A 22007-nucleotide genomic window follows, 5' to 3' on the forward strand; every position below is an offset into this window, starting at 1 on the left:
ACCCGCCCCTCCGTCCGGCTCCGGGGACTGACCAGGTCGTTCGGCGACCGTACGGTCCTGGACGGCATCGACCTGGACGTGCGGCCGGCGCGATCCGGGGCAGCTCGCGCGTCTCGTCGTAGGCGTTGAGCCAGCCGTGCGCGGACGCCGGGTCCCGGTACTCCTCGTACACCGGGGCCGGTTCGCCCTGGGGCTGGTAAACGCCGGGTGCTCCGGTCTCGTCGTCCTCGGCAGGTCTCGGCATGGACGCGGATTCTAGGGAGAGGAGGGTCCTTTGAGACAGCTACCGGCGATAACAGGCCAAAGCGCCACGGCCCGGAGGTGTCTCAGGTATCCCTCGTCCGTGTCTCACGTGGTGGGAAACACGGCCCGGCGGGCGTTACCGCGCCGTAAGCTCACCGGCATGCAGGTGATCCAGTCGACCAAGCTCGCCAACGTCTGTTACGAGATCCGCGGCCCGGTTCTCGAGGAGGCGATGCGGCTTGAGGCGGCGGGACACCGCATCCTCAAGCTGAACACCGGGAACCCGGCCGCCTTCGGCTTCGAGTGCCCGCCGGAGATCCTGGAGGACATCCTCCGCAACGTCTCCACGGCGCACGGCTACGGCGACGCGAAGGGCCTGCTGGCCGCCCGCCGTGCGGTCGTCATGCACAACCAGACCATCGGCATCGAGACCGACGTCGAGCACGTCTTCATCGGCAACGGCGTCTCCGAGCTGATCGTGATGGCGATGCAGGGGCTGCTCGACGACGGCGACGAGGTGCTCGTACCGGCGCCGGACTACCCGCTGTGGACCGCCGCCGTCTCGCTCTCCGGCGGTACGGCCGTGCACTACCGCTGCGACGAGCAGGCGGACTGGATGCCCGACCTCGCCGACATCGAGCGCAAGGTCACCGACCGCACCAAGGCCATCGTCATCATCAACCCGAACAACCCGACGGGCGCGGTGTACGACGAGGCCATGCTGAAGGGCCTGACCGACATCGCCCGCCGGCACAACCTGCTGGTCTGCTCGGACGAGATCTACGACAAGATCCTCTACGACGGCGCCACCCACACGCCGACCGCCTCCGTCGCCCCCGACCTGCTCACGCTCACCTTCAACGGCATGTCCAAGGCGTACCGGGTGGCGGGCTACCGGGTCGGCTGGATGTCCGTCTCCGGGCCCCGCGCGCACGCCGACTCCTACCTCGAGGGTCTGACGATCCTCGCGAACATGCGGCTGTGCGCGAACATGCCGGGGCAGCACGGAGTGGTCGCCGCGCTCAGCGGCCGGCAGACCATCAACGACCTCGTCCTGCCGGGCGGCCGGCTGAAGGAGCAGGTGGACCTCGCCTACGACCTGCTCACCCAGATCCCCGGCGTGAGCTGCGTCCGCCCCAAGGGCGCCCTGTACCTCTTCCCGCGCCTCGACCCGCAGGTCTTCAAGATCAAGGACGACCGGCAGATGGTCCTGGACCTGCTGCGGCAGGAGAAGATCATGGTCGTGCAGGGCAGCGGTTTCAACTGGCCGGAGCCGGACCACTTCCGGGTGGTGACGCTGCCGGCGGTCGGCGACCTGCGGGACGCGATCACCAGGATCGGGCGGTTCCTGGACGGATACGGCCAGCCGTAGCCACCGGGGGCACGGCCGGCCGTAGCCGCCGGGCCACCGTCCGTGAACCGGGTCAACTTTAGACGGGATCTAAGCTAGGATGGCTTCCTGACAGAGCACAGGAGGCCATCTCCCATGTATGAGCCGATCCGCAGCAAGTCGGTCCACAGCACGATGGCCGACACACCCTCGGACTTCCCCCACCGCACACGCGAGGAGGAGCTGGACATCCAGCTCGCGGGGCACCTCGCGGCACTGCTCGCCGTCACGGACGAGCTGCGCGCCCTCACGCCGTCCACCGACCTCGACGCCGCCGCGACCCGGCTGGCCGAGCAGGTGGCGCGACTGCGGGGCGGACGCACACCGGTCCGGGCGTCCCTGACGGCGGTCCAGCAGCCCGCCGTGCTCCACGAGCGCGCCCACGCGCTGGCGGGCCGCGCCCTGGTGGTCGCCGCGTCCCGGGCGGACACCGCGGCGGCGATCCTCGCGGCGGAGCGCATGGACGCGCACACGGCGGCGACGGAACTCACGGCAGCGGGCTGACCCCCGCACCGCGCCGCCCCCTCGAACGGCCCCGGTCCGCGCGCACCCACAGCGGCGTGCGGACCGGGTTGCCACGTCGTCCTCAGAACCGGAAGACGACCTGGAGGACCAGGATCACCGCCGCCACCAGCCAAGGCTCCGGACGAACCGAGTACCCGGCAGGCCGCCCGCCCACCGCACACGGAATTTCTGATTCCGGTTGCATACCGGGATCGCCCGGTCACCGTCCGTTCACCCGTTCGGCCCTGGAACGTCCCGTTCCGGGAGCACGCTCCCGGGCGTGAGACGTATCGCAGGAATCGTCCTCGCAGTGCTGCTGATCGGTGGCGTGGTGGCCGCCGTCGTCGCAGGCCGGCACGGGGAGGACAAGAGCACGGCAACGAAGACCGTGCGTGGCGTGATCGGTTCGGAGAAGTCGGACTTCTTCGCCGATCCCGATGTGGTGAAGGCCCTCGCCGCCAAGGGCTACACCGTGAAGACGGAGCCGTCGGGCTCCTGGGCCATGGACGGCCTGGACCTGAAGGGCTACGACTTTGCCTTCCCGTCCAGCTCCGCGCCCGCCGACGCGCTGGCCGCGAAGTACCACGCCCACCAGCCCCTCCCCCGGCCCTTCTACTCGCCCCTCGTGGTCGTCGCCCACCGCAGCGCGGCCCAGGTGCTGGCCGCCAACGGGCTCGCCGTGCTCGACGGCAAGGGCAAGGGCAAGGGCACCCTGAAGATGGCCGCCTACCTGGACGCCGCCCGGCACGACCGGACCTGGCAGCAGCTCAAGGGGGCCCAGGCGCACGGGGAGCTGACCGGGACGCTGTACATCACCAGCACCGACCCCGAGGCCTCCAACTCCGGCGCCCTCTACCTCGCCGCCGCCTCCTACGTAGCCAACGGCGGCCGGGTCGTGGCGAGCGACGACGACATCGCGCGGACCGCCCCGCTGCTGCACAAGATCGTCAGCGTGCAGGGCGCCCAGCAGCCCAGCAGCGACTCGGTGTTCCGGGACTTCGTCAGCGGCGCCGGCAACCCGCTGGTGTGCCTGTACGAGTCGCAGGTCGTCTCGCTGCTCGCCGAACAGCACGGCGCCGACGACCTCGTGGTCCTCTACCCCGACACCACGGTCAACAGCGACCACACGATCGTGCCGCTGGACGACGCGGGACGGCAGCTCGGCGACCTTCTGAGCACCGATCCGGCCCTGCGCAAGCTCGCGGTCCGGCACGGCTTCCGGCCCCAGGGCGACTCCGCGGAGTTCGTCCAGGCCACCGCCGACCGCGCCGCCTACCTCAACCAGACACTGACCGGCGTCCGGCAGGCGCCCGTGCCCACCTCCGCGGTGCTGCACGAGATGGCCCGCCGGGCGCGCGGCTGACGGGGGGACCCTGTGAGCAACTTCGACAAGACGCCGCCGCTGAGCGGCGGTGCGCACCCGCCCACCCTCAGCGGCGAGGACGTCTTCACGCTGACCCCGCCGGAGGCCGTGGCGCCCGTGCCGCGGGAGCGGGCCGGCGGACTCGTGCCCGTGGACGACGGCGTGCGGACGGACATGGCGAACAAGGCCGCCGACTACGTGCGCGGTCTCGCCGCCCTGGACGCCCGGTCACCGGAGTTCGCCGGCAAGGTCGGTGAGATCACCGGACTCGGCGCGGGCGAGATGCGCACCGCCGCCTCCCAGTCCAACCGGATGCTGGAACGCGCCGTCCGCAGCCTCCCCGACAAGGGCGGCGACGCCCAGGCCAAGGTGGCCGGTTCACTGGTCGAGCTCCGCCGGGTGGTCGAGGACCTGGACCCGCGCGACCTGCCCGCGGGCAAGGGGCGCACGTTGCTCTCCCGGTTGCCCGGCGGCAACAAGCTCCGCGACCACGTCGCCAAGTACGCCTCCGCGCAGTCCACGTTGAACAGGATCGTGGGCTCGCTGCGCGGCGGCCAGGACGAACTGCGCCGTGACAACGCGGCGTTGCAGACGGAGCGGGTGCGGCTCTGGGAGACCATGGGCAAGCTCCAGGAGTACGTGGTCCTCACCCAGGCCCTGGACACCGCCGTCGAGCAGCACATCACCCGGCTCCCGGACCCCGAGGAGGCCGACGCGCTCCGCGCCGACGTGCTCTTCCCGGTCCGGCAGAAGCACCAGGACCTGCTCACCCAGCTCGCGGTGTCCGCGCAGGGCTACCTCGCGATGGACGTCGTACGCCGCAACAACGACGAGCTGATCAAGGGCGTCGAACGCGCCGCCACCACGACCGTGTCCGCGCTGCGCATCTCGGTCATGCTGGCCTCCGCGCTCGACAACCAGAAGAAGGTCATCGAGCAGGTCAACGCGTTGCGCGGGACGACCGAGGACCTGATCCGGGGCAACGCCGAGATGCTCGCCGGCCAGAGCGGCGAGATCCAGCGCATCGCCGCCGATCCGGCCGTCGGCGCCGAGACCCTGCGCGCCGCCTTCCAGCAGATCTACCGCACCCTCGACGCCATCGACACCTACAAGGTGCAGGCGACCGAGGCGATGTCCGCGACCGTGCAGTCCCTCACCGACGAACTCCAGCACGCGAGCGCCTACCTGGAGCGGAGCCGTTCGAAGGGCGCGCTGGAGGGCGGCCTCGCATGAACAGACGTACGCTGCCCGCCCTCGCGGCCGCCACGGCCGTCGTCCTGACCGGCTGCACCTCCGGGCAGGACAGGGGCGACGACGCCACGGCGCCGGTCCCGGGCACCCTGCGGGTCCTCGCCTCCTCCGAACTCAGCGACATGACCAGCGTCCTCGACCGCGTGCGCAAGGACACCGGGGTCACCGTCCGCCCCACCTACATGGGCACCCTGGACGCCGTCGACCTGGTGGCCCGGGGCAAGGCGGACGGCAGGTACGACGCGCTGTGGCTGTCCTCGGACGACTACCTGCGGCTGCGCCCGGAGGCGGCGCGGAAGGTCGTCTCCGAGACCTCGGTCATGACCAGCCCGGTGGCGATCGGTGTGCAGACGGCCACCGTGAAGGCCCTGGGGTGGAAGCCGGAAGCCGTCACCTGGTCCCAGATCGAACAGGCGGTGACGGCGGGCCGGCTGACCTACGGCATGACGGACCCGGCCCGCTCCAACTCCGGTTTCGCCACGCTGGTCTCGGTGGCCTCCGCGCTCTCCGGCGCCCAGTCGGCGCTCACCGACGCGGACGTGGCCGAGGCGACCCCGAAGCTGAAGGAGTTCTTCAAGGGCCAGAAGCTGACCTCGGGTTCCTCGGGCTGGCTGGCCTCGGCGTACCGGCGGCGCGGCGACGTCGACGCGCTGCTCAACTACGAGTCCGTCCTCAAAGGCATCCCGGGTCTCACGGTGATCCGGCCCAGCGACGGCGTGGTCACCGCCGACTACCCGTTCTCCTCGCTCGCCGGGACCTCCGCGGACACCCGCGAGGACGTCCGCAAGGTCACCGAGGACCTGCGCACCACGGCCATGCAGAAGCTCATCACCGACACCACCCGCCGCCGTCCGGTGGTCGCCTCCGTCCCGCCGGCCGCCGGTCTCGGCACCACCCGCCGCCGCGAACTGCCCTTCCCCGGCAGCCGGTCGGTGGCCGACGGGCTCATCTCGGCCTACGAGAACGAACTGCGCCGCCCCTCCCGCACGGTCTACGTCCTCGACACCTCGGGCTCCATGGACGGCGACCGGCTGGACCGGCTGAAGACGGCCCTCGCCGACCTCACCGGTGACTTCCGCGACCGCGAGGAGGTGACCCTGATGCCGTTCGGATCGGCCGTGAAGAGCGTCAGCACCCATGTCGTCGACCCGGCGGACCCCAAGGCCGGTCTGGCCGCCATCCGCAAGGACACCGAGGCACTGAGCGCCGACGGCAACACGGCGATCTACACCTCGCTGGAGAAGGCGTACGACCATCTGGGCAGCGGCGAGGACACGTTCACGTCGATCGTGCTGATGACGGACGGCGAGAACACCACGGGCGCGAAGGCGGCGGAGTTCGACGGCTTCTACCGCGGCCTGTCCGCCGCCCGGCGGAACATCCCCGTCTTCCCCATCCTGTTCGGCGACTCCTCGCGCGCCGAACTCCAGCACATCGCCGACCTGACCGGCGGCCGCCTCTTCGACGGCCGGGAGGGTTCCCTGGACGGCGCCTTCGAGGAGATCCGTGGCTACCAGTAGGGCTCTCGCCTACCTCGAGTCCCGCAAGAACCTCACCGGTTCGGCGGCCGGTGTCCTCGGCCTGGTCCTGACCTTCACCGGTGTGGCGGGTCCCTACTGGCCGGTGGTGGTGGCGGGCCTGTACGGCGCGGGCGCCCTGATCGCCCCGCCGGAGCGCCCGCCGCTGCCGGAGTTCCCGACGCCCTCGGCCCAGTTGGGCGAGGTGCGCGAGGACTTCGGCAAGCTGGACGGGTACCTGACCGAGGTGGACCTGCCGCCGACCGCGACGGACCGCCTCACCGAACTGACGGACCTGCTGACGGCGTTGCTGGACCCCGGCTGGGCGACCGAACTCCTGGTCCAGGACCCGGAGGGCGTGCACACCCTGTCCCGGATCGTCCGCCAGGACCTCCCGGAGGCGGTCGACAGCTTCGTACGGACCCGTTGGTGGACCCGTCTGACGCCGGGGCAGGAGCCGCCGGAGCGCCACTTGGAACGCCAGCTCAGCGTCCTCAAGGAGGAGGCGGAGCACCTGGCGGCGACCCTGAGGGACACCGAAGCCAGACGCCAGGAAACGCATACCCGCTACCTGGAGGAGAGGGGCGGCTGAACGCCCGGGGAAGGGGCAGGCGAAGGCCTGCCGCCGCCAGGGGTCCCGTCGGGGCGGACGGGAAGAGGCGGCGGCAGGCCCACAGGCCCCGCACGCCGTTGTGCGCGGCCTCGCCGGTTCACACCGCGGCCGGCCGTGACGATCACTGGTCAGGGCACATCCGTACCGGCCGCGGAGTCTTCTCGGGGGCTCAGCCCAGGCGCTCGACCAGCGCCCGGTACTGCTCCCACAGCTCCTTCGGCGTGTGTTCGCCGAAGGTGTCGAGGTGGTCCGGGATCAGCGCGGCCTCCTCGCGCCAGACCTCCTTGTCGACGGTCAGCAGGAAGTCGAGGTCTCCGTCGGACAGGTCGAGCCCCTTGGTGTCCAGGGCCTCGCGCGTCGGCAGCACACCGATCGGCGTCTCGACACCGTCCGCCTTGCCGTCCAGGCGCTCCACGATCCACTTCAGGACCCGGGAGTTCTCGCCGAAGCCGGGCCAGACGAACTTGCCCTCGTCGTTCTTGCGGAACCAGTTGACGTAGTAGATCTTCGGCAGCCTGGACTGGTCCTTGTCCTTGGCCACGTCGATCCAGTGGGCCATGTAGTCGCCCATGTTGTAGCCGCAGAAGGGCAGCATCGCGAACGGGTCGCGGCGCAGCTCGCCGACCTTGCCCTCGGCGGCGGCGGTCTTCTCGGAGGCCACGTTGGCGCCGAGGAAGACGCCGTGGTTCCAGTCGAAGGACTCCGTCACCAGCGGGACCGCGCTGGCGCGGCGGCCGCCGAAGAGGATCGCCGAGATCGGCACGCCCTTGGGGTCCTCCCACTCCGGCGCGATGATCGGGCACTGCGCGGCGGGCACGGTGAAGCGGGCGTTGGGGTGGGCGGCCGGGGTCTCGGAGCCCGGCGTCCAGTCGTTGCCCTTCCAGTCGGTCAGGTGGGCCGGGAGCTCCTCCGTCATGCCCTCCCACCAGACGTCGCCGTCGTCGGTGAGCGCCACGTTGGTGAAGACCGCGTTGCCCCACAGCGTCTTCATCGCGTTGGCGTTGGTGTGCTCACCGGTGCCGGGCGCGACGCCGAAGAAGCCTGCCTCCGGGTTGATCGCGTAGAGGCGGCCGTCCTCGCCGAACCGCATCCAGGCGATGTCGTCGCCGATCGTCTCGACGGTCCACCCGGAGACGGTGGGCTCCAGCATGGCGAGGTTGGTCTTGCCGCAGGCGCTCGGGAAGGCGGCGGCGACGTACTTGGACTCGCCCTGGGGAGGGGTGAGCTTGAGGATCAGCATGTGCTCGGCCAGCCAGCCCTCGTCGCGCGCCATGACGGAGGCGATGCGCAGGGCGTAGCACTTCTTGCCGAGCAGGGCGTTGCCGCCGTAGCCGGAGCCGTAGGACCAGATCTCGCGCGACTCGGGGAAGTGCGAGATGTACTTGGTGCTGTTGCACGGCCACGGAACGTCGGCCTGGCCCGGCTCCAGCGGGGCGCCGAGGGTGTGCACGGCCTTCACGAAGAAGCCGTCGTCGCCGAGTTCGTCGAGGACCGCCTGGCCCATGCGCGTCATCGTGCGCATGGAGACGGCGACGTACGCGGAGTCGGTGATCTCGACGCCGAGCGCGGAGAGCGGGGAGCCGAGCGGGCCCATGCAGAACGGGACGACGTACATCGTCCGGCCCTTCATCGAGCCGCGGAACAGGCCCTTCTCCCCGGAGAAGATCTCGCGCATCTCGGCGGGATCCTTCCAGTGGTTGGTGGGGCCCGCGTCCTTCTCCTGCTCGGAGCAGATGAACGTGCGGTCCTCGACCCGGGCGACATCGGTCGGGTCGGAGGCCGCGTAGTACGAGTGGGGGCGCTTGATCGGGTCGAGCTTCTTGAAGGTGCCCTTCGCCACGAGCTCCTCTGCCAGTCGCTCGTACTCGGCCTCGGATCCGTCACACCAGACCACGCTGTCCGGTTGGGTCAGTTCGGCGATCTCGTTGACCCACGAGATCAGTTCCTGATGGTTGGTGGGGATGACGGTGGGAGCCGCGATGTCGCGCGCCACGATTGCTCCTAAATGAGGGATTTTGGATCTTGTGGCCTTACCAGGAAGGCCTTGTTGCCCCGTGGGGGCTGCGACCCGGATGCTTCGTAGCCGCTCATCCGGTGCCGACCGCACTCATTTGATCCTCCGACTCGATCTCCCATCTGTCCAGAGGGAGTCACAGATGAGCGACGTGAGGAAGGCCACGGTTTCCGTGTTTTCCTGCGTTTCTTTGCGTCCACGTTGAGTTCAACTGGAGATCTTTTTGCCCGGACCCGCCCGCACCGCGGGGGCGCGTGAGATGATGGCCACTGCGCGTAGCACGCGTCCGCAACTGACGCGTAACCTACGGTTCCGTAGGTACGATGCGAGGCATGACTGCGTCCGCCCCCGACGCGCCCACGGACCCGCCGGCCGCCGGCCGCGGTCCCGCCGCGCTCTCCTCCCTGTCACAACAGGTCAAGCCCAAGCTGCGCGGGTGGCTGCACCTGGGCATGTTCCCGGCCGCGCTCGTAGCGGGTCTCGTCCTCACCGCCCTCGCCGACTCACCGCGCGGCCGTCTCGCCTGCGGGATCTACGCCCTGACCGCATGCCTGCTGTTCGGCGTCAGCGCGCTGTACCACCGGGGCGACTGGAGCCCGCGCATGGACGGCATCCTGCGCAGACTCGACCACGCGAACATCTTCCTGATCATCGCGGGCACCTACACGCCCCTGACCCTGCTCCTGCTGCCGGGGACGAAGGGCCGGTGGCTGCTGTGGGGCATCTGGGGCGCCGCGGCCGCGGGCATCACCTTCCGGGTGTTCTGGGTCGGCGCACCACGCTGGCTGTACACACCCTGCTACATAGCGATGGGCTGGGCGGCGGTCTTCTTCCTGCCCGACTTCATGCGCACCGGCGGCATCGCCGTGCTGGTCCTGGTGATCGTCGGCGGCCTGCTCTACAGCGCGGGCGGCGTGATCTACGGCATCAAGCGCCCGAACCCGTCACCGCGCTACTTCGGGTTCCACGAGGTCTTCCACTCGCTCACGCTGGCCGCGTTCGTCGTCCACTACGTCGGCATCTCGCTGGTGGCCTACCAGCACGCGTAGGCGGCTCCATCCCCCTCCCCCCGAGTGGCCACGGCTCCCGAGCCGTGGCCACTTTTCCATGCCCTGACATCGACTCCCCATTGACACTGACTAGATTTTGAGAGCTACTCTCATTTCATGGCTACTGTCACTCCGCCTGACGAGACACGTCAGAACCCCCGCCGCTGGTGGGCCCTGGGCGCCCTGGTCGCGAGCATGCTGGTGCTCGGCTTCGACACGACGATCCTCAACGTGGCGCTGCCGACCATGGCCGAACAGCTCGGCGCCACCACCAGCGCGCAGCAGTGGATGGCCGACTCCTACGTCGTCGTCTTCGCCTCGCTGATGCTCCCGGCCGGTCTGCTCGGCGACCGCTTCGGCCGCCGCAGGATGCTCGTCACCGGCCTTGTGATCTTCCTCGCCGGCTCCGTGGCCGGCGCCCTCGCCGACGACGTGAACCGGGTGGTCGCCGCCCGCACGGTGATGGGCGTCGGCGCGGCCCTGGTCATGCCGCTGGCCCTGTCCGTGCTGCCCTCGCTGTTCGGACCGGGCGAGCGCACCCGGGCCGTCGGCGTCGTATCGGCCGCCTCGGCGCTCGGTCTGCCACTCGGCCCCATCGTCGGCGGCTGGCTGCTCAACCACTTCTGGTGGGGCTCGGTCTTCCTGATCAACGTGCCGATGGTCGCCATCGGCGTCGCCGCCTGCGTCTTCCTGCTCCCCGAGACCAGCGACCCCGCCTCCCCGAAGGTCGACATGCCGTCGACCGTGCTCACCGCGACCGGCCTCGGCGCCCTGATCTACGCGATCATCGAGGCTCCCGACCGCGGCTGGGGCGACCCGCTGGTCCTCGTCCTGTTCGCGCTCGCCGTGGTCCTGGTCGGAGCCCTGGTACTGCGCGAACGCCGGGCCGAGCGCCCCATGCTCGACATGGGGCTGCTCACCCACCGCGGCTTCCTGCTGAACACGCTGGCCGCCACCCTCGTGATGTTCGTCCTCTCCGGCCTGATGTTCGTACTGCCGCCCTACCTCCAGGCGGTCCTCGGCAACGACGCCTTCGGTACCGGGCTGCGCATGCTGCCCATGATGGGCGGCCTGGTCGTCGCCGCCCGCGCCGCCCAGCCGCTGGTGGCACGCTTCGGGGCACGCGCCGTGGTCGCCGCGGGCCTGGTCGTCCTCGCCTTCGCCGCCCTCCTCGGCAGCCGTACGACCGTCCACGACGGCTACGGCTTCACCGCACTGTGGCTGTCCACGGCCGGCCTCGGCTTCGGCTTCTCCGTCGTCCCGTCGATGGACGGCGCGCTCGGCGCCCTTCCGGCGGACCGGGCCGGCAGCGGCTCCGGCCTGCTGATGACCCAGCGCCAGGTCGGCGGCGCCCTCGGCATCGCCCTCCTCGGCAGCCTGCTGGCCGACGCCTTCCGCGACCGCCTGGACACCACCGGCCTGCCCGCGCCGCTCGGCCACACCGCCGGCGAGTCGGTGATCGCCGCCCACCTGGTCGCCGCGAAGACCGGCTCGGCCCGTCTGGCCGCCTCCGCGAACGCCTCCTACGTCCACGGCATGGGCCTGGTCCTGCTGGTCTGCGGGATCGCCGCGCTCGTGACCGCGCTGCTGGCCGCCGCCCTGCTGCCCGACACACCCACCGTGCGCCGTACCGAAGGAGACGACACCCCGGCCGTGGCCGCCGCCGCGGTCGATGCCGGAGAATGACCGGCATGACGGCACCAGACACCTCCTACCCCCCCGCCGGCAACCCCCGGCTCGGACTGCGCGAACGCAAGAAGATCAAGACCCGCGAGGCGATCCGCTCCGCGACCTACGCGCTGGTCGAGGAGCAGGGGTACGACGCCACGACGGTCGAGCAGATCGCCGAACGGGCCGAGGTGTCGCCGTCCACCGTCTTCCGGTACTTCCCGACCAAGGAGGACATCGTCCTCACGGACGAGTACGACCCGCTCATGCTGGAGGAGCTCCGGGCCCGGCCCGCCGACGAGCCGTGGCCGGACTCCCTCCGGCACGTGATGCATCAGGCGGTACAGCTGGGCATGAAGGAACCCCTCCGGGTCTCCCGGCTCCGCACCAGGCTGATGGCCGAGGTCCCCGCCGTGCGTTCCCGGATGCTGGAGAGCATGTCGGCCACCGGCCGCATGCTCTGCCAGGCCATCGGCGAGCGCACCGGCCGGGACCCCGACAGCCTGGAGGTCCGGGTCTACGCCATGTCGATCATCGGCGGTCTCATGGAGACCTCGATGTACTGGGCCGAGAACGACCACGAGGCCGACTTCGACGCCCTCGTCGACCGCGCCCTGAACGTCATCGGGCACGGCCTGCCCCCGGAAAACCACTGAGGTCACGGCTGTCCGCCGTGCCATCCTGACCACGTGAACGCCGCCGAGATCCACGTCGAAGTCGCCCCCGGGCTGGCCCTGTTCGTCCCGCACGCCCGCCGCGTCGGCAGCCATCCGCTCGCCGTCGACGGAGTCTCCACGCTCGGCCACGTGATCGAGTCCCTGGGCGTCCCGCTGACCGAGGTCGGCGCCCTGGTGGTGGACGGCCGCGAGGTCCCCGTCGGCCACATCCCGGCAGACGGCGAGCGGGTGGCCGTACACCCGGTCGGCCGCCCCCAGCAGGTCCCCGGCGCCCCGCTCCGCTTCCTCCTCGACGTGCACCTCGGCACCCTGGCCCGCCGCCTGCGCCTGCTCGGCGTGGACACCGCGTACGAGTCGACGGACATCGGCGACCCGGCCCTCGCGGCCCGCTCGGCCGCCGAGCGGCGGGTGCTGCTCAGCCGCGACCGGGGCCTGCTGCGCCGCCGCGAACTCTGGGCCGGCGCCTACGTCTACAGCACCAGCCCCGACGACCAGCTCCACGACGTCCTGGCCCGCTTCGCCCCCGCCCTGCGCCCGTGGACCCGCTGCACGGCCTGCAACGGCCTGCTCCGCACGGCGACCAAGGAGGAGGTGGCGGAGCAGCTCAAGGGCGGGACGCAGAAGTCGTACGACGTCTTCGCGCGGTGCGAGGAGTGCGGGCGCGCCTACTGGAAGGGCGCGCACCACCAGCAGTTGGAGGCCATCGTGGCACGCGCCCTCGCCGAGTTCGCCTGACCCTCAGGCGCCGAACGCCGTCGGCCGCCGAGCGCCGCTTTCAGTCTCCGAGCGCCGCTCGAAGCCGTTCCGGGTCGGTGGTCGGGGCGTCGCAGGTGAAGTTCCGGCAGACGTACGCGGCCGCCGCACCGCCGACCAGCGGCCGGTCCGCGAGCAGCGGGAACTCGTCACTGCCCACGGTCCCCGCGGCCACGACCGCGCCCGGCGCGGTGCCGAGCAGCGCGGTGCGGTGCAGGGCGGCCGTGGCCGGGTCCTGCGCGTCCGGCCCGACGACCGCGACCTCGCGCGGCCCGTCGAGCAGCGCCTCGGCGACGGCGAGTCCCCAGCCGACGAACCGCGGCACCCGCGGCCCGAGCGTCCTGACGACACCCGACGCCCGCTCCGCGGCGGTGCGATGGGCCTCGGAGCCGGTGTGGGCCGCATAGCCCAGCAGGGCGCCCGCGGCGGCGGTCCAGCCGGAGGGGGCGGCGTTGTCGGTCGGGTCCTGGGGCCTGCGGATGAGCTGCTCGGCGTCCGACGCGGTGTCGTACAGGGCACCGGTCTCCGGGTCGGTGAAGCGGGCCAGGACGTGGTCGAGCAGCAACCCGGCGAAGTCCAGCCAGACGCCCTCGCCGGTCACGGACGCGAGCGCGAGGAACCCTTCGGCGACGTCCCCGTAGTCCTCCAGCACACCCGCGTGGGCACCGGTCCGGCCGTCCCGGCTGGTGCGGGCGAGGCGGGCGTGGTCGTCCAGGTGCAGTCGTACGAGGAGATCCGCGGCGCCGACAGCGGCCTCGACCAGGTCGGGGCGGTCGAAGTAGGCGCCGGTCTCGGCGAGCGCGGCGACGGCGAGGCCGTTCCAGGCGGCGACGACCTTGTCGTCCCGGCCGGGGGCCGGACGTCCGGCCCGCTCCGCGAGCAGCCGCCGCTTCACGGACTCGATCTTCTCCGCGTCGAACACGCCTTCCTGCTGCGGGAGTTGCAGGACGGACTGGCCGTGCTCGAAGGTGCCCTCCGCGGTGACCCCGAAGTACTGGGCGGCCAGGTCCGCGTCGTCACCGAGGACCTCGCGCAGCTGCGCGGGGGTCCAGACGTAGTACGCGCCCTCGACGTGCCTGCCGGTCCCGTCGTCGCTGTCGGCGTCGAGGGCGGAGGCGAACCCGCCCTCGCCGGTGCGCAGTTCGCGGACCATGAAGTCGGCGGTCTCCAGGGCGACCCGGCGGGCGAGCTCCGATCCGGTGGCCCGCCACAGGTGGGCGTACGCCCGGCACAGCAGGGCGTTGTCGTAGAGCATCTTCTCGAAGTGCGGCACGACCCAGTCGCGGTCGACGGAGTAGCGGGCGAAGCCGCCGCCGAGCTGGTCGTAGAGCCCGCCGCGGGCCATGCGCTCGCAGGTGTCCGCGGCCATCTGGAGGGCGCCGTCGGCACCCGTGCGGGCGTGGTGCCGCAGCAGGAACTCGATGACCATGGACGGCGGGAACTTGGGGGCGCCGCCGAACCCGCCGCGCTGCGGGTCGTACTCCCGGGTGAGGCCGAGCAGGGCCTGGGCGAGTTCCTGCTCGCCGGGCGGCTGGGATCCCTGGTGGCTGATCTCGCGCTGGGCGAGGTCGCGGACGATCTTCCCGGCGACCTCGGCGACCTCGCCCCGCCGGTCGGCCCAGGCACTCCGCACCCCTTCCAGCACCTGCCGGAAGGAGGGCATCCCGTGCCGGGGGTCGGGCGGGAAGTAGGTCCCGAAGTAGAAGGGTTCGGCGTCGGGGGTGAGGAAGACGGTCATGGGCCAGCCGCCCTGCCCGGTGGCGGCCTGCACGGCCTCCATGTAGACCGCATCCACGTCGGGCCGCTCCTCGCGGTCGACCTTGACGCTGACGAAGTGCTCGTTGAGGAAGTCGGCGGTGGCCCGGTCCTCGAAGGATTCGTGAGCCATGACGTGGCACCAGTGGCAGGAGCTGTACCCGACGCTCAGCAGGACGGGTCTGTTCGCGGTCCGCGCCGCCTCGAAGGCCTCGGCCGACCAGGGCCACCAGTCGACGGGGTTGTCGGCGTGCTGGAGCAGGTACGGGGACGTCTCATGGGCCAGTCGGTTCACTCTCCCACTCTCCCACGGGGTCGGGGGCGGCGTAGAAGCGCACGTTGACACGGCGTGCCCCCTCGGGGACGGCGTTGTCGGGGTGGCCGTAGTGGTTCAGGAGGTCCTGGTAGGCGCGGACGAAGGCGTGGAGGTCGTCCTTGGTCATCCAGGTGCCGGTGCGCCGGACCTGGGCCCAGCCCTGCGGGCCCCGGTACTCCTGGTGGGCGCGGCGGAACAGCCGGGTGTCCATCTCGATCTTCAGCAGGGCGAGTTGCTCGGCCGCGGCGTACTCCTCGTGCGTCATGGTCGCCGGGTCGGGCGTGGTGTGGCTGAAGGGCAGGCTCCGCCACCAGCGCTCGCGCCCCGCCGACTTCTCCGGGATCTCCTCGATGAGCCGCTGCTCGGCGAGCTTGCGCAGGTGGTAGCTGGTGGTGCCGGAACTCTCGCCGAGTTCGCGGGCGAGCACGGTGGAGTTGGCCGCACCGTGCCGGCCGAGGTAGTCGAGGATGCGGCGGCGCAGCGGGTTGCCGAGGGACTTGTAGAGGGCGGTGCGCTCCAGGCTGGTCAGCTCGGGCGTCTCGGGTGTGCCGTCGGTCATGCGGTCACGGTAGCCCTGAGAACCCTGAGCCGTCCCTGATGTCCGCCGATTTTTCTTTGCAGAGTTTTCTCTGCGGTTTACCTTGAGGGCATGCGGAATGGACCGCCACGGGCGGGACAACCGATGACGGAACAAGACGGGGGGCCGATCACGTTGCCTGAGGTGACTACGACGAAGGCGCGGCTGATGAAACGGACGAAGCGGTGGGCACTGATCCTGCTCGGCTCTTCCGCCGTGCTGCTCGTGCCGTGGATGGTGGTGCTGGCCGTGACGTTGCCGGCCAGTACCGAGGTGCACAACTGGTCACTGGCGTGGATCGGTCTCGACGTGCTGATGGCGGCCGGCTGCGCGGCGACGGCGGTGCTGGGGCTGCGCGGCGACGCGCGGGCCCGCCTCACCGCTTCGGCGACGGCCTCGGTGGCCGTCCTCGACGCGTGGTTCGACATAACGACGTCGCCGGTGGGCCGGGCGCTGGTGGAGGCACTCGCGAGCGCGGTGGCGGAGGCGGGCCTGGCCGTGGCGTGCGTGTTCCTCGCGTTGTCCAAGGGACGGCAGAACCCGTCGCCCGGGGCTGACCCGCCCGGGATGATCCGGCCCTCTCGCAACTTCGCTTCCTCCGAAGGACACTCGTAGGCAACGGAGTTGCCGCTGGAGGGGGACGGGACATGCGGGACGCCCACCGGGCGGAGGCCGACCGGCTGCTGGTGCGGGCCGTGGAGGAGGAGGTCCGCCGCTCCGGCGGGCGCGTCGACGGACAGCTGCTCCTGTCACGCGCACGCGCCGGCCTGGAGACCATGGCGCAGTCGGCCACCGAGGAGTACGCGTCGTACACCGACGCGCTGGACGAGACCGAGGCGGGCCGGCAGAGCTTCGGCCAGCGGTACGCGCGCGAGGGCAGTGGCACTCCCCTGCTGGTCGCGGCCGTCGCGGCGGTCGCCGCCACCGTCGCCGACCTCTCCCTGGGCACCGGGGCGGGTACGGCACTCGGCGCGGGCGTGATCGTCGGGGTGGTCGGCGCCGCCGCCACCGTCGTCAAGGTCGCCGGTTCCCATCTGCCGGCCGCCCACCACCGCGCCGGCGCGGCCGGGCAGCCCGGGGGACCCGAACAGTTGCGGCTGCAGTGGCTGACCGCACTGGAGGTGCGCGGCATCCGTCCGTTCCTCGACCAGCAGCGGGTGCTCAGCGCCTCCACGGGACCCAAGAAGCAGGGCCCGGGGCTGCGCGGCACGGACAAGAGCGCGGCGGCCCGCAGGCGAACGGTGTTGCAGCAGTCGTTCGGTCAGCTCCCCGACCCGGCGGGACCGTTCGCCGGCCGGCAGCAGGAGCTGGCGCGGATCCGGCAGTGGGCGCAGGCCTCGCGGGCCACCACGGAGACCCGTCCGACGGTCGTCGTCCTGCACGGTGAGCCCGGCTCCGGCCGTACGACGCTGGCGGTCCGGGCCACCCACGAGTTGAAGGACCTCTTCCGGGGTGCGGTGGTGGTGGACCTGCGCGGCGGCAGCGGGGACGAGCCGCCGCTGTCCACCAGGGACGCCCTGCTGCATCTGCTCAACCGGCTGGGCGCGCCGCGCGAGCAGTTGCTGTTCCGTGAGCGTTCCTCACCGGACCAGCAGGTCAAGCGGTTGGGTGAGCTGTACCACCAGCATCTCGCGGGTCTGCCGGTGACGATCGTGCTGGACGACGCCTGTGATGCCGAGCAGGTGCGCGCACTGGTCCCGGAGCGTTCCGACAGCCTGGTGCTGGTGACCGCCCGGGAGCAGCTGGACCTGCCGCCCGATCTGCCGGCCTGGGTGCACCGGTTGCCGGTGACCGCGCTGGACGCGGCGGGCGCGGAGGAGCTGCTCGACGCGGCCGCGCAGGACGCGTCGGGGCCGTACGACGCGCAGTCGGCGGAGCGGATCCGGGAGTTGTGCGGCGGGCTGCCGCTGGCGCTGCGGATCGCGGGTTCGTCGCTGGGGTCGGCCGCGCCGCTGGGATCGCGTTCGCCGGCCCGGCTGGCCGCGGATCTCGGCGCGTACGGGCCGGTGGAGCCGGTGGAGCGCGCGTTGTGGCTGCGTTACACCGACCAGTCGGAGACCGGGCGCCGGCTGCTGCGGAGACTGGCGCTGGCGGGCCGGGCCTCGCTCGGCACGGCGGCCGCGGCCGCCCTGCTGGCCACGGACGAGGCGGAGGCGACCCGTCAGCTGGTGGCGCTGGCGGGGGCCGGTCTGATCGACCATGTCCGCGGCAGCCGCTACCGGCTGCACGACCTGGTCCGCTCGTTCGCGCAGGCCCGCCTCGTGGACGAGGAGGAGCCGGCCGACCGCACGGCCGCGCAGCAGCGGCTGATCGTGAACTACGCGGAGCTCGCCGACTCCGTGCTGCGCCTGGTCGACGGCAACATGTCGACGCGGTCGGACCGGTTCAGCCCGCACGGCTTCACCTCGCTCGACGAGGCGCTGCGCTGGCTGGACGACGAGTCGAGTTTCATCACGGCGACGCTCCGGCACGCCGAGGGGGTGGACCAGGCGGCCGTGCAGAACCTGCTGGGTGCCCTGTGCGACTACTGCCTGCTGCGTGGTGACCTGTACCGGCTCGGCGAGATCAGTGAGCTGGCGCAGAGCGTGGACCAAGGACTGATGGTGCGTTCCGTGCAGTGGCGCACGGGTATCGCGGCCCGTCAGCTGGGCGAGCTGGACAAGGCCCGCACCACCCTCGCCTCGGTCGTCGACCTCTACAGGGAGGCGCACCACGACGCCGGCGCGGCCCGCGCGCTGTGTTCGCTCGGGATCACCCTGCACCACCAGGGCCAGCTGACCGAGGCCGCGGCCAGGCTCCAGGAGGCCCTGGACCTCCAGGCGGCCCCCGAGCTGGCCACCGACCGGGCCTGGACGATGCACGCCCTGGCGGCGGTGCAGCGCGACCGGGCCCGGCTGCCGGAGGCCCTGGACCTGCTCACCCGTTCACTGGTCCTGCACCGCGAGGGCGGCTCGGTGCACGGCGAGGCCTGGGCGCACTTCCAGCTGGGGCAGCTGGCGCTGCGGATGGGGGACGTGCCGCGGGCGGAGCGGGAGCTGCGGGCGGCGCTGGACCGGTACGGCCGCACCCGGGACGCCCGTGGTGAGGCGTGGGCGCTGACCCAGCTGGCACGGGCCCGGCTGGTGGCCGGTGACACCTCCCCGGCGGTGGACGGGCTGCGTGCGGCCGCGGCCCGGCACCGGGACAACGAGGACGCGCGCGGTGAGGCGTGGACGGTGTACTACCTGGGCCAGGCCCTGGAGGAGGCGGGCGAGCTGGACCGGGCGGTGCGTGAGCTGGAGCGCTCGCGGACGATGTTCTCCCGGATGCGGGACGTGTACGGCCTGGCCTGTGCCCGGCACCACTCGGCCCGGGTGACCCGCGACCAGCGGGCCGCGCAGACCGGTTCGCTGCGCAACTCCGGCTTCGCCCGGCAGCTGCTCGTCGACGCCCGCGCCGACTTCCAGCGGATCGGCGTCGCCCACGGCGAGGCGTGGACCTGTCTGGAGCTGGCCGTCGTGGACGCCGGCAACGCCCGTGCCGGGCAGGCGCTGGACCTGTGCGACGAGGCGGTCACCCTGTTCGCGTCGTACGGCGACCGCCGCGGCGAGGACTGGGCGCGCTTCCTGCGCTGCACGCTGCTCCCCTACGCCGCACCCGGCGGGACCGAGGTGGGGACCGCGGTCGCCCAGGAGGACCTGGCGCAGCTCGCCCGCGCCGGGCACCCGCTGCGCGACGAGAAGCTGACCGAGTACGTCGCGGCGTACGGGCTGCTTCTGGACCGTGGCGTGAGCCTGGAGTCCGGCTGGCAGGCCTGGCGGCTGGGCATGGTGCCGGGCCGGCACGCCCGTGAGGTGATGGGGGTGCCGGTGCCGGGCGCGGGGTGACGCCGGTCAGCTCTTGGAGTCGGCGGCGGAGGTTCCCGCGTCGGCCCTGGCCGCCGGGGACTCCTTGGGTTCCTTGAAGTCGACCTTCTGCATGTGCTTGTTCATGGACTTCATCAGACCCCAGACAGCCAGGGCCATCACCGCGAAGACGATGAAGCCGAGGACGCCGGGGGTGACCTTGTTCTCGTCGACCTCCTTGGCGAGGGGGACGAGGTGCGTCAGTGCCAGGCTTGCGCTCATGTCAGGCATTGTCGCGGATGCCCGCAAAGAGGTCGTCCTCGGGGAGGGAGGTATCGACGAGCGACTTCGCGAGCTCGTACTCCTCGGTCGGCCAGACCTCCTTCTGGAGGTCCAGCGGCACCTTGAACCAGCCGCCGTCCGGGTCGATCTGCGTGGCGTGCGCGATCAGCGCCTTGTCGCGGATCTCGAAGAAGTCCGCGCACGGGACGTGCGTGGTCAGGGTGCGCTCGGCGCGTTCGAACTCGCTCCACCGCTTCAGCCAGTCCCCGTAGGGCGACTCCATGCCGCGCTCCAGCAGGGCGTTGTGCAGCGCCTCGGTGCGGGGGCGGTTGAAGCCCTGGTTGTAGTAGAGCTTCAGCGGCTGGTACACGGGGCCGTACTCGGCCTCGGGGTACTTCTCGGGGTCGGCCGCGCCCTCGAAGGCCACCATGGAGATCTTGTGCGTCATGATGTGGTCGGGGTGCGGGTAGCCGCCGTTCTCGTCGTAGGTGGTGATCGCCTGCGGACGGAAGGCGCGGATCTTGCGGACCAGCTCGCCGGCCGCCTTGTCGACGTCCTCCAGGGCGAAGCAGCCCTCGGGCAGCGGCGGCAGCGGGTCGCCCTCGGGCAGGCCCGAGTCGACGAAGCCGAGCCACTCCTGTGTGACGCCGAGGATCTCGCGGGCCTCGTCCATCTCCTTCTTGCGTACCTCGTGGATGTGCTCCTCGATGTACTTGTCGCCCTGCAGCTTGGGGTTGAGGATGGAGCCGCGCTCCCCGCCCGTGCAGGTCACGACCAGCACGTCCACCCCCTCGGACACGTACTTCGCCATGGTCGCCGCGCCCTTGCTCGACTCGTCGTCGGGGTGGGCGTGGACGGCCATCAGTCGCAGCTGGTCAGTCAAGACTCAATCCTCAGTAAGTCGGCGCCCCGGTAGCTCGGGGGCAATCGGCGGCTTCTATAGTGACCGAATCGGGGGGCGAATAATTCCGGGGTCCGGGTCTAGCCGGATCCGGGGGCGGTTCCGGCCGGGAGGACGATCATGAGTACCGCGAGCACGCGGCTGCCCGAGGGCCGCTACGGCCGCTCCTCGGACGCGCGCGCCGACCGCAAACTCAAGGTCGTCGGCGCGGTCCTGAGCGCCCTGCTGGTCGTCCTCGTCGGCTACCTGGCCTACCACTACGTCGTGCAGAACAAGATCAGCGCCCAGGTCGTCACCTTCGACGCCTCCGCCGACGCGGTCAAGGTGCACCTGGAGGTCCACAAGGACGCCGGCGCCTCCGGTTACTGCACGCTGCGTTCCCAGGCGGCGGACGGCTCCGAGGTGGGCCGGGCGGACTTCCGCTTCACCGGTTCGGCGACCCAGATCGACCGGGTGGTCACGCTCCGCACCACGGCCCGGGGCACCACGGCGGAGCTGCTGGGCTGCCACGCCGACTGAGGTCAGCCGGAATACGTACACGCTGACCTGCGTTGACGTGATTCTGGTGGCTTATGTCCTCCCCCTTTCGCCGTTGAATTGTTAGGCTCGTGGTTTCGCCCTTCCATGAAGGAACATGCTTCCGGGTAGGGCGATGCTTTGTATTCCCAGTACCGACGAGGAGCACCTGTGACCCAGACCAGCGAGAACGTCACCTGGCTGACCCAGGAGGCGTACAACCAGCTCAGGGCCGAGCTGGAGTACCTGTCTGGTCCTGCGCGCACGGAGATCGCCGCCAAGATCGCGGCCGCGCGCGAGGAGGGCGACCTGCGCGAGAACGGCGGGTACCACGCGGCCAAGGAGGAGCAGGGCAAGCAGGAGCTCCGTGTGCGCCAGCTGACCCAGCTCCTCGAGAACGCCAAGGTCGGCGAGGCTCCGGCGTCCGCGGACGGCGCCGTCGCGCCGGGCATGGTGGTGACCATCGCCTTCGACGGTGACGAGGACGACACCATGACGTTCCTCCTCGCGTCGCGCGAATACGCGAGCGCCGACGTCGAGACGTACTCCCCGCAGTCCCCGCTGGGTACCGGCGTCATCGGCCACAAGGTGGGCGAGGACGCGGAGTACGAGCTGCCGAACGGCAAGAAGGCCTCGGTGAAGATCCTGAAGGCCGAGCCCTACTCGGGCTGACGCACACCGACGAGGCCCCCGGCGTCCGCGCAGCGGCCTGTCGGTGCCCTTCCTGAGCCAGATCGAGAACGACAGGGCCCGGCCCAGTCGCACCTCCCTGGAGAAGGTCGCCGACGCCCTGC

Annotated in this window: 19 protein-coding genes and 2 pseudogenes; 16 read left to right on the forward strand and 5 right to left on the reverse strand. The window is 71.3% G+C overall.

Annotated elements, in window-relative coordinates; all coding sequences use genetic code 11:
• The 7 genes and pseudogenes from ABZ646_RS15790 to ABZ646_RS15820 form a co-directional block, all read left to right on the forward strand.
• Positions 1–90, forward strand: a pseudogene (locus tag ABZ646_RS15790) (sulfonate ABC transporter ATP-binding protein); the annotation flags it as partial.
• A gap of 313 nt (positions 91–403) precedes the next feature.
• Positions 404–1615, forward strand: coding sequence for a pyridoxal phosphate-dependent aminotransferase (locus ABZ646_RS15795; RefSeq protein WP_360518432.1), 1212 nt, complete (start codon positions 404–406; stop codon positions 1613–1615).
• Between the two features lie 114 nt (positions 1616–1729).
• Complete coding sequence (locus ABZ646_RS15800) at positions 1730–2137, forward strand: hypothetical protein (protein ID WP_360518435.1); 408 nt, start codon at positions 1730–1732, stop codon at positions 2135–2137.
• A gap of 280 nt (positions 2138–2417) precedes the next feature.
• Complete coding sequence (locus tag ABZ646_RS15805) at positions 2418–3500, forward strand: substrate-binding domain-containing protein (protein ID WP_360518438.1); 1083 nt, start codon at positions 2418–2420, stop codon at positions 3498–3500.
• A gap of 39 nt (positions 3501–3539) precedes the next feature.
• Entirely contained in the window at positions 3540–4733 is a 1194-nt protein-coding gene (locus tag ABZ646_RS15810; RefSeq protein ID WP_360518483.1) for a toxic anion resistance protein, read from the forward strand.
• Positions 4730–6271 carry a VWA domain-containing protein gene (locus tag ABZ646_RS15815; RefSeq protein ID WP_360518440.1) on the forward strand — a complete coding sequence of 514 codons (1542 nt, stop codon included), beginning with the start codon at positions 4730–4732 and terminating at the stop codon, positions 6269–6271. Before ABZ646_RS15810 ends, ABZ646_RS15815 begins: the two co-directional genes overlap by 4 nt.
• Positions 6258–6860: a hypothetical protein gene (locus ABZ646_RS15820; protein WP_360518443.1), complete on the forward strand. Its 603-nt coding sequence runs from the start codon at positions 6258–6260 to the stop codon at positions 6858–6860. The genes ABZ646_RS15815 and ABZ646_RS15820 overlap by 14 nt, the downstream gene beginning before the upstream one ends.
• A 190-nt stretch (positions 6861–7050) precedes the next feature.
• On the opposite strand, the gene ABZ646_RS15825 is transcribed toward ABZ646_RS15820, so the two are convergent.
• The gene (locus tag ABZ646_RS15825; RefSeq protein WP_360518446.1) at positions 7051–8874 is read right to left on the reverse strand and encodes a phosphoenolpyruvate carboxykinase (GTP); all 1824 of its coding nucleotides are present in this window, start codon (positions 8872–8874) and stop codon (positions 7051–7053) included.
• Positions 8875–9227: 353 nt separating this feature from the next.
• Here ABZ646_RS15825 and ABZ646_RS15830 point away from each other — a divergent pair, with 353 nt between their 5' ends.
• From ABZ646_RS15830 to ABZ646_RS15845, 4 genes are all read left to right on the forward strand, one after another.
• Positions 9228–9944 (forward strand): hemolysin III family protein, encoded by a 717-nt coding sequence (locus ABZ646_RS15830; RefSeq protein ID WP_360518449.1) that lies wholly within the window; start codon positions 9228–9230, stop codon positions 9942–9944.
• A gap of 117 nt (positions 9945–10061) precedes the next feature.
• The gene (locus tag ABZ646_RS15835) at positions 10062–11630 is read left to right on the forward strand and encodes an MFS transporter (protein WP_360518452.1); all 1569 of its coding nucleotides are present in this window, start codon (positions 10062–10064) and stop codon (positions 11628–11630) included.
• A complete protein-coding gene (locus ABZ646_RS15840) occupies positions 11627–12268 on the forward strand; it encodes a TetR family transcriptional regulator (protein WP_360518455.1) in 642 nt (213 codons plus the stop codon). The genes ABZ646_RS15835 and ABZ646_RS15840 overlap by 4 nt, the downstream gene beginning before the upstream one ends.
• 33 nt (positions 12269–12301) lie before the next feature.
• Complete coding sequence (locus tag ABZ646_RS15845; protein WP_360518458.1) at positions 12302–13024, forward strand: Mut7-C RNAse domain-containing protein; 723 nt, start codon at positions 12302–12304, stop codon at positions 13022–13024.
• Positions 13025–13064: 40 nt separating this feature from the next.
• Here the strand turns inward: ABZ646_RS15845 and ABZ646_RS15850 are convergent, their stop codons facing one another.
• Both ABZ646_RS15850 and ABZ646_RS15855 read right to left on the reverse strand, forming a co-directional pair.
• Positions 13065–15092, reverse strand: coding sequence for a thioredoxin domain-containing protein (locus tag ABZ646_RS15850; RefSeq protein ID WP_360518461.1), 2028 nt, complete (start codon positions 15090–15092; stop codon positions 13065–13067).
• The gene (locus ABZ646_RS15855; RefSeq protein WP_360518464.1) at positions 15073–15672 is read right to left on the reverse strand and encodes a helix-turn-helix domain-containing protein; all 600 of its coding nucleotides are present in this window, start codon (positions 15670–15672) and stop codon (positions 15073–15075) included. Before ABZ646_RS15855 ends, ABZ646_RS15850 begins: the two co-directional genes overlap by 20 nt.
• 162 nt (positions 15673–15834) lie before the next feature.
• On the opposite strand from ABZ646_RS15855, the gene ABZ646_RS15860 reads away from it, so the two are divergent.
• Entirely contained in the window at positions 15835–16305 is a 471-nt protein-coding gene (locus ABZ646_RS15860; RefSeq protein ID WP_360518467.1) for a hypothetical protein, read from the forward strand.
• A gap of 32 nt (positions 16306–16337) precedes the next feature.
• Positions 16338–19556, forward strand: coding sequence for a tetratricopeptide repeat protein (locus ABZ646_RS15865; protein WP_360518470.1), 3219 nt, complete (start codon positions 16338–16340; stop codon positions 19554–19556).
• Positions 19557–19562: 6 nt separating this feature from the next.
• Here ABZ646_RS15865 and ABZ646_RS15870 read toward each other — a convergent pair whose 3' ends face one another.
• Both ABZ646_RS15870 and mca read right to left on the reverse strand, forming a co-directional pair.
• A complete protein-coding gene (locus ABZ646_RS15870; protein ID WP_360518473.1) occupies positions 19563–19805 on the reverse strand; it encodes a hypothetical protein in 243 nt (80 codons plus the stop codon).
• The gene (mca, locus tag ABZ646_RS15875) at positions 19798–20679 is read right to left on the reverse strand and encodes a mycothiol conjugate amidase Mca (RefSeq protein ID WP_360518477.1); all 882 of its coding nucleotides are present in this window, start codon (positions 20677–20679) and stop codon (positions 19798–19800) included. Before mca ends, ABZ646_RS15870 begins: the two co-directional genes overlap by 8 nt.
• Positions 20680–20817: 138 nt before the next feature.
• On the opposite strand from mca, the gene ABZ646_RS15880 reads away from it, so the two are divergent.
• From ABZ646_RS15880 to ABZ646_RS15890, 3 genes and pseudogenes are all read left to right on the forward strand, one after another.
• The gene (locus ABZ646_RS15880) at positions 20818–21216 is read left to right on the forward strand and encodes a DUF4307 domain-containing protein (protein ID WP_360518480.1); all 399 of its coding nucleotides are present in this window, start codon (positions 20818–20820) and stop codon (positions 21214–21216) included.
• A 168-nt stretch (positions 21217–21384) separates the two neighbouring features.
• Positions 21385–21885 carry a transcription elongation factor GreA gene (gene greA, locus ABZ646_RS15885; RefSeq protein WP_293996585.1) on the forward strand — a complete coding sequence of 167 codons (501 nt, stop codon included), beginning with the start codon at positions 21385–21387 and terminating at the stop codon, positions 21883–21885.
• Positions 21886–21913: 28 nt separating this feature from the next.
• Positions 21914–22007, forward strand: a pseudogene (locus ABZ646_RS15890) (helix-turn-helix transcriptional regulator); the annotation flags it as partial.

Source organism: Streptomyces sp. NPDC007162 (genome assembly GCF_040634175.1).
GTDB lineage: Bacteria > Actinomycetota > Actinomycetes > Streptomycetales > Streptomycetaceae > Streptomyces.